Raw genomic sequence first — 8,560 nt, forward strand, 5'->3', positions numbered from 1 at the left:
AAGAAGTCGTCATCGATCCCGACCCGCTCGACCCCCAGCACCTCAGCGAACAGACCGCACAGCTCCGCCTCGCTCGCCGAGCGGGGCTCCCGCGCGGACCGTGAGGCGTAGTCGGGAGCCGGGAGGGCCCGCTTGTCGAGCTTGCCGCTGGAGGTGAGGGGCATCGCGTCGAGGGCGATGACGGCGGACGGCACCATGTACTCGGGCAGCCGTTGCCGCAGGGCGTCCCGCAGTCCGGCCACGACGCGGCCGGTCGTCCGGGAGCCCAGGGGGTTGTTCACCAGGGCCGACAGCGGCTTGTCCTGGGCGTACGCCGGACGGTGCACGCCCGTGTACACGGCATCCGCGGGTCCGCCGGGAACGAGGACGGCGTCGATGGTGTCCAGCGCCCCGGGCGACCAGGTGGTCAGGACCTGGCAGCCGTGCCTCTCGCCCCACGCGTGCAGGGCCTCGGGGTCGACGGCCTCGGGCGCGTTCGCGTCGGCCCGCCCCGTCTCCAGACGGGCGCGGAGCAGGTGCGGCGACGCCTCGTGCACGAGTTCTTCCGCCGCCGCGACCTCCCCGGTCAGGCGGCTGTTGACGAGGCCGGTGAGACGGACCGGCCCGGCCCCGGACATGAGGGTGTCCAGGTCCTGGAGGCTCGTGAGATCACGGCCCCAGACGAGTTCCGGCACGGTCGCGAGCGACTCGGCCCGGACGGTCGCGTCCGCCTTGTGCAGGACGACCTCGTAGCGGTGCCTGGTCAGCTCGTTGTGGTGGGCGCCGCGCTTGAGCCGGATGTCGACGCCGGCCACCGCGTCGGGGTGACGCCGCGCCCAGACGGTGAAGAAGTCCGGGTCGACGACCAGTTCCTTCTCCATGATCACCGCGTGTTCCACGGCCGCCCTGAGCTTCTCGCCGGTGACGTCGTCCGCCGCGTGGCCGAGGTGGATCCCGGTCTGGAAGGCGCGCAGCGAGCCGCGGTGGCGTACGTCGCCCACGACGATGCGCCCGCCGGGGGCGAGCCGGCCGAGCGCGCCGTCCAGGACCCGGGCCAGGTAGTCGGAGTCGGGGAAGTACTGGATGATCGAGTTGAGGACGACGGTGTCGAAGTACTCGGCCGGGATGTCGTCCACGACGTCGGCGGGCCGGCACAGCAGCCGTACCCGGTCGGCGAGTCCCGCGGTCTCGCACTGGGCGGTGAGGCGTTCGATCACGGGCGCGGAGAAGTCGGTCGCCCAGTAGGACTCGACCTGAGGGGCCAGCGGGCCGAGGAGCAGGCCGGAGCCCACGCCGATCTCCAGGATGCGCCGGGGCCGGCGTTCCGTGATGCGCCCCACCGCGGCGTCGCGCCAGGCGCGCATCTCGTCGAGCGGGATCGGCCCGCCGGTGTAGGAGCTGTTCCAGCCGGTGAAGTCCTGGCCGAACCCGGGTGTTTCCGTCCCGGCACCGCCGTAGACGTCGTCGTAGATCTCGCGCCACTCGTCCACCTGGTCGTCCTCGGCGGCTTCGCCCTCGGGCACGATGTACGCGACGAGGCGCGGGTCGCCGTCGCGGTCCTCGCGGACCACCACCACGGCCTGGGCGACGCCGGGCTGCTCGCGCAGGGCGGCCTCGATCTCGCCGGGTTCGATCCGGAAACCGCGGACCTTGACCTGCTCGTCGGCCCGGCCCAGGTAGTCGAGCTGTCCCTCCGCCGTCCAGCGCACGATGTCACCCGTGCGGTACATGCGGGTGCCGGACGGGCCGAACGGATCGGCCACGAAGCGCTGGGCGCTGAGCCCGGGCTGGTCGAGGTAGCCGCGGGCCAGGCCCGCGCCCGCCAGGTACAGCTCACCGGGGACGCCCGGAGGCACCGGCCGCAGGCGCTCGTCCAGGACCCGGACCCGGGTGTTGTCGACGGGGCGTCCGATCGGCACGTCACGGCCGGTGAGCGGCTCGCTGATGGCCGCGACGACCGTGGACTCGGTAGGGCCGTAGGCGTTGACCATGCGGCGCCCCGGCGACCAGGCGCGCACCAGGTCGGTGCCGCAGGCCTCGGCTCCCACGATCAGGGTGCGGAACCCGGTGAGCGCGTCGGCGGATCCGGCCGGCAGGGTGCCGAGCACGGAGGGCGGGATGAGCGCGTGGGTGACCCGGCGGTCGGCCAGGACCTGGGCCAGTTCGGCGCCCACGAGGCGGTCCCGGCCGCCCAGGACGAGGGCGGCGCCGGCCGCGAAGGCCATGGTCAGTTCGAGGACGGCCGCGTCGAAGCCGGGCGACGACAGCTGGAGCACCCGGGAGCCGGGGGTGACCTCGCAGTGTCGCAGCAGGGTGCGCGCCATGCTTCCGAGGCCCTGATGGGTGACGACGACGCCCTTGGGCACACCGGTGGAGCCGGAGGTGTAGATGACGTAGGCCTGGTGTCCGGGCCGCAGCGTCACGCCGGGGCCCGGGTCGTGGTCGGGGTGGCCGGCCAGGGCGGCGGCCGTCCCGGGGTCGTCGGTGGCCACCGTCTCGGTGCCGTCGTGCAGGGCGCTGAGCCGGTCGGCGAGCGCCCGGGTGGTCAGCAGCAGCTTCGGGGCGGCGTCGGTCAGGATGTGGCCGACCCGTTCGGCGAGGTACTCGGGGTCGAGGGGGACGTAGGCGGCGCCCGCCTTGAGGACGCCGAGGACGGCCGCGATCTGCTCGGGCGAGCGCTCGTAGAGCACGGCCACGTTCTGGTCGGGACCGGTGCCCCGGGCCCGCAGCCAGTGGGCGATCCGGTTGGCACGTGCGTCCAGCTCGCGATAGGTCAGTTCGACGTCGTCGCAGATCAGGGCCGTCGCGTCGGGCGTGCGGGCGACCTGGGCCGCGAAGAGCGCCGGAAGGGTCACCCCGGTGGTGTCGTCGGTGCGGCCGGTGTTCCACTCGGCGATCCGCGCGTGCTCCCGCGGGGTGAGGACGTCCGCTTCGCCGATGGGGGCCGCGGGGTCGCCGACCAGGGCGCGCATGAACGCGGTCCACCGGTGGATCAGGGCGTCGACGGTGGAGGCGTCGAAGAGCTCCGTGGCGTACTCGACGTAGGCGTCGACGCCGGTGGGCTCGCCGTCCGGGCCGTGGCTCTCCGTCAGGCTGAAGAACAGGTCGAAGCGGGCGGTCCCGGTGCTGACGAGTTCCGGGCGGACGTCGAGTCCGGGCATGCGGAACCGGGCCTGCTCGTTGTTCTGAAGGGTCAGCGCCACCTGGAACAGCGGGTGGTGGGCGGTCGAACGGTGCGGGTTGATCTCCTCGACCAGGGACTCGAAGGGGACGTCCTGGTGCGCGTAGGCCGCGAGGCTGGTCTCCCGCACCCGGCCGACGAGTTCGGCGAACGACGGGTTGCCCGAGGTGTCCGTGCGCAGGACCAGCATGTTGACGAAGAAGCCCACCAGCCGGTCGAGCGCCTCGTCGGTCCGGCCGGCGATGCCGCTGCCGAGCGGGATGTCGGTGCCGGCGCCGAGCCGGGTCAGCAGTGCGGCGAGAGCGGCCTGCAGGACCATGAAGACGGTGGCGTCGTGGGCGCGGGCCAGGTCGCTCAGCGCGCGGTGCAGGTCCGGGTCGAGCGTGAAGGGGGTCACGTCGCCGGCGTACGAGGCCACGGCGGGCCGCGGCCGGTCGGCGGGGGCGCTCACCTCCTCCGGGAGGTCGGCCAACTTCCGGCGCCAGTAGTCCACCTGGCGGCCGAAGAGGCTGTCGGGGTCGTCCGCCTCGCCGAGCAGGTCTCGTTGCCAGAGGGTGTAGTCCGCGTACTGCACCGGCAGCGGCTCCCACCCCGGCGCCGCGCCCTCCAGCCGGGCCGCGTAGGCCTCGGCCAGGTCGCGGGCCAGCGGCACCATGGACCAGCCGTCCCCCGCGATGTGGTGCAGCACCACGAGCAGGACGTGCTCGGACGGGCCGGTGCTGAACAGCCACGACCGGATGGGCACCTCGCTCGCCAGGTCGAAGGTCGACCGGGCCGCCTCGGTCAGCTCCGCCGGGAGATCGGCGGTTTCGACCAGCCGTTCCTCCATCGGAACCCGGACCTCGGCCAGGACCCGCTGGCACCGCTCGCCGTCCGCCTCCGCGAAGACGGTCCGCAGCGACTCGTGCCGGACCACCACGTCGTTCAGCGCGGCCGCCAGCGCCGCCGGGTCCGGTTCCCCCGACATCCACAGCGCGAGTGGCACGTTGTACGTCGCCGACGGTCCCTCCAGCTGGTGCTGGAACCACAGGCGTTGCTGAGCGAACGAGAGCGGCAGAAGGTCCGGCCGGGGGACCGGCGCGAGCGGTGTGCGCCGCTCCCCGGTTCCCCGGCCGAGACGGAGTGCCAGGGTGCCGGGGGTCGGGTGCTCGAACAGCTCGCGGGGCTGGATCTCGGCGCCGAAGACACCGCGGACGCGACTGATCAGGCGGGTGGCGAGGAGCGACTGACCGCCCACGTCGAAGAAGCTGTCGCCGGGTTCCACCCAGGCGAGGCCGAGCAGTTCGGCGAAGAGTCCGCCGAGAACCGCTTCCCGGGCGTCGGGCTCGTCGGCACCGAGGATCTCGGAAGGCGCCAGGTGGGCCGGCAGGCGGTCGCGGAGTTCCTGGACCACCTTCGGGGACGGGCTGGGCAGAACGTAGGCCACGAGCCTGGTCCCGGCCCGGTCCGTGGTCCGCTCCTGGCCGGCGGAGCCGTCCGCTCCCCCCGCGGGGCCGTCGGCCCGCACCAGGACGGGGATCGCGTGGGAGACCTCGGGGTGGTCGAGCAGCTGGTCGCGCAGGTGGTCAAGCAGCTGGCGGCCCCGCTCGTCCTCCCGGCCGCCGGACAGGAGCGCGGCCAGGGACGACGGCTCGGCACCGGTGGCGGCGGTCCGGCGCGGGCGGCGTACCAGCCGGCGCAGGACGGAGGGCACCGGGCCGGTGGAGCGCTCGCGCAGGCCGGCGGCGTCGAGGCGCACGGGAGCCACCACGGGCCGGTGCGAGCGGATCGCGAGGTCGAGGAGGACCAGGGCCCGCGCGGTGGGCAGGGGCAGGACACCGGAGCGCCGGATACGGCCGAGGTCGCCCTCGGCGAGGCCGGCGGTCATGCCGGACTCCTGCTCCCACAGCCCCCAGGCCAGCGAGACACCCGGAAGCCCCTGGGCCGACCGCTCGTGCGCCAGCGCGTCCAGGAACGTGTTCGCCGCCGCGTAGTTCGCCTGACCCGCGCCGCCCACCAGACCCGACACCGACGAATACACCACGAACGCCGCCAGGTCCGGGCAGCGCTCCCGCGTCACCTCGTGCAACGCCCACGCACCGTCCACCTTCGAGCGCAACACCTCCCCCAACGCCTCCGCGTCCAAGGACACCAGCACCCCGTCCCGCAGCACACCCGCCACATGGAACACACCCGTCAGCGGCCGCACCGCCAACACCTCGTCGACCACCACCCCCAACGCCACCCGATCAGCCACATCACACGCCCGCACCACCACACTGCGAGCCCCCAGCCCCAGCAACTCCTCCCGCAGCCCCACCGCCCCCGGCGCGTCCACACCCCGACGACTCACCAGCACCAGATGCCGCACCCCACGCGCCACCACCAGATGACGCGCCAGCAACGCCCCCAGCACCCCCGTACCACCCACCACCAACACCGCCCCCTCCGGATCCAACGGCACCGGGGCCTGGATCTCGGCCGGTGCCGTCCGGGTGAGCCGGGGGGCGAGCAGGGTGCCGTCGCGCAGGGCGAGTTGAGGTTCGCCGCTGGCGAGGGCCTCGGCCAGGATGGCGCGGTCCGGGTCGGCGTCGACGTCCAGGAGGACGAAGCGGTCCGGGTGTTCGGTCTGGGCGGAGCGCAGCAGACCCCACAGGACCGAGGCGGACAGCGCGCTCACGCCCTCGTCGGGGGCGGTGGCGACGGCCCCGCGGGTGAGGACGACGAGGCGCGAGAGGGCCGGCCGTCCCTCGGCCAGCCAGTCCTGCAGCACCTCCAGGACGTGCTGGGCGAGGGCACGAGCCGTGCCGGGCACGTCCCGCTCGTCGCCCTCGGCGTCCAGGCAGGGGAGGATCACGGTGGCGGGCACCTCGGCCGCGCGGGCCAGGGCGGCCGGGTCGGGGTACGCCACGGCACCGGGCAGAGCGAGCACGCCGTCGGATCCGAGCACGCCCCAGGAGTCCTCGGAGGAGGTCCGGACGGCGTGGCCGCCGAGTGCGGTCCAGTCCAGGTGGAGCAGGTCGTCGCCGCCCCTGGCGGGCAACCGGTCCTGGATCTCGGGCTCGACCCAGCCCGCGAGCCCGTCGCCCTGGCCCACCGTCACCTCGGCGATGCTCAGAACCGGTTCGCCCATCGCGTCCACCGCGGACACCCGCGCGGTGCCGGCTCCGGTGGGCGTCAGCGACACGTGCAGCGCGGTGGCCCCGGTGGCGTACAGTTCGACGCCCGACCAGGCGGAGGGCTCACCGGTTCCGGAGAGCGGTCGCAGTGCGGCGGCCAGCAGCACCGGGTGCACGCCGTACCCCACGGGGTCGGCATGGTCCGGGAGTTCCACGTCCGCCCGGATCACGTCGTGCTCCGCACCCGTGGCGGTGGCGGCCCGGGCGGTGGCCGGAAGCGCCCCGGCGCCGACCGGGGTCTCGGTCAGTTCCCCGGTGGCGTGCCGGACCCAGGCCCCGGAGGCCCGCGAGAAGACGGCGAGCGAGCAGCGGCCGCGTCCCAGCGCCTCGACCACGACCTGCACATCGGTCGCGGTCCGTCCGGGCCGCAGGGGCCTCTCGACGGTCAGCCGCTCCAGCCGGTCGCACCCGGCCCGGTCGGCGGCGGCCAGCGCCAGTTCGAGCAGCACGGCGTGCGGAACGTCCCCGGCCCACGGGTGGGTCGTGGGCGAGAGGCGGCCGGTGAACACCCAGCCCTTCCCGTCGGGCCGCTCGACCACCGCGCCCAGCAGCGGATGCCCCGCCGTCTCCAGGCCCGCCGACGCCACGTCCGCGACGGCGGTGTCCTCCTTCAGCCAGTAGGACCGGTGCTGGAAGGCGTACGTCGGCAGCTCCACCGGCCGCGCCCCGGTGAAGAACGGGGACCAGTCGACGGGCAGTCCGCCGGTGTGGAGGCGGGCCGCGTTCATGAGGATCCGCCGTACGGCCTCGTGGTCCCGGCGCAGGGAGCCCACGACGACGTGCTCACCGCCGAGGGTCTCCTCGATCCCGGCCGTCAGGACGGGGTGCGGGCTGGACTCCACGACGAATCCGTGGCCGCCGTCGGCCGCCGCCCGGACGGCCTCCTGGAACCGGATGGGCCGTCGGAGGTTCTCGTACCAGTAGCCGGCGTCCAGCTCCGCGGTGTCGAGGGCGGTCGCCGTGACGCTGGAGTAGAAGGCGATGTCACACGTCGTGGGGGTGATGCCGGCCAGCTCCGCCAGGAGCTGGTCACGCAGCGGCTCGACGGCCTCGGAGTGGGAGGCGTAGTCGACGTCGATGCGGCGGCTCACGATCCCGCGTGCCTCGCAGCGGGCCGCGAGCAGGTCGAGTGTCCCGGGGCCGCCCGAGACCACGGTCGAGGAGGGCCCGTTGACCGCGGCGATCTCGGCATGGCCGTCGAGGCCGGCCAGCAGTGCGCGCACCTCCTCGGCCGGGGCGGCGACGGAGGTCATGCCGCCGGTCCCCGCCAGGCGCAGGAGGGCCCGGCTGCGGACGGCGACGATCTTGGCCGAGTCCTCCAGGGACAGCGCTCCCGCGACATGGGCGGCGGCGATCTCGCCCTGGGAGTGACCCACCACCGCGTCGGGACGCACGCCCAGCGAGCGCCACACCGCGGCCAGTCCGATCATGACGGCCCAGAGGGCCGGCTGGACGACGTCGACCCGGTGCAGCGCGGGTGCGCCGTCCACGCCGTTCAGCACGTCGAGCAGGGACCAGTCCACGTACGGGGCGAGGGCCTGGTCGCAGGCCCGGATCTGTTCCTCGAACACCGGTGAGTCGGCGAGCAGTTCCCGTGCCATGCCGGCCCACTGGGAGCCCTGGCCGGGGAAGACGAAGACGACGCCGCGCCGGCTCTCGGGGGGTGTGGTGGGGGGTGTGACGGTGACGTTGTCCGCCGTGCCGCCCTCGGCCAGCGCGCGCAGCCCCGCGAACAACTCCTCACGACCCGCGCCCGTCACCACCGCACGGTGCTCGAACAACGACCGCCGCGAGACCAGCGACCACCCCACACCACCCACCTCGACCGGCTCACGCCCCGCGAGGTACTCCACCAACCGCCCGGCCTGCGCCCGCAACGCCTCCACCGACCGACCCGACACCACCCACGGCACCACACCCACACCGTCAACCGGGCCTTCAGCGGGGACGGACTCCTCCGCGACCCCCTCCACGATCACATGCGCGTTCGTCCCACTGATCCCGAACGACGACACCCCCGCCCGCCGCGGCCGACCCACCACCGGCCACTCCCGCGCCTCCGACAGCAACTCCACCCCACCCGCCGACCAGTCCACATGCGAGGACGGCACCTCCGCGTGCAACGTCCGCGGCAACACCCCGTGCCCCATCGCCAACACCATCTTCATCACACCCGCCACACCCGCCGCCGCCTGCGTATGACCGATGTTCGACTTCACCGAACCCAGCCACAACGGCACCT

1 protein-coding gene is annotated in these 8,560 nt (G+C 74.0%); it reads right to left on the reverse strand.

Annotated elements, in window-relative coordinates:
- On the reverse strand, positions 1–8,560 hold an 8,560-nt coding region (locus tag ABD308_RS37130), incomplete at both ends, for an amino acid adenylation domain-containing protein (RefSeq protein WP_425554953.1).

Origin of the sequence: Kitasatospora putterlickiae, from assembly GCF_039527695.1 — a bacterium.
GTDB lineage: Bacteria > Actinomycetota > Actinomycetes > Streptomycetales > Streptomycetaceae > Kitasatospora > Kitasatospora putterlickiae.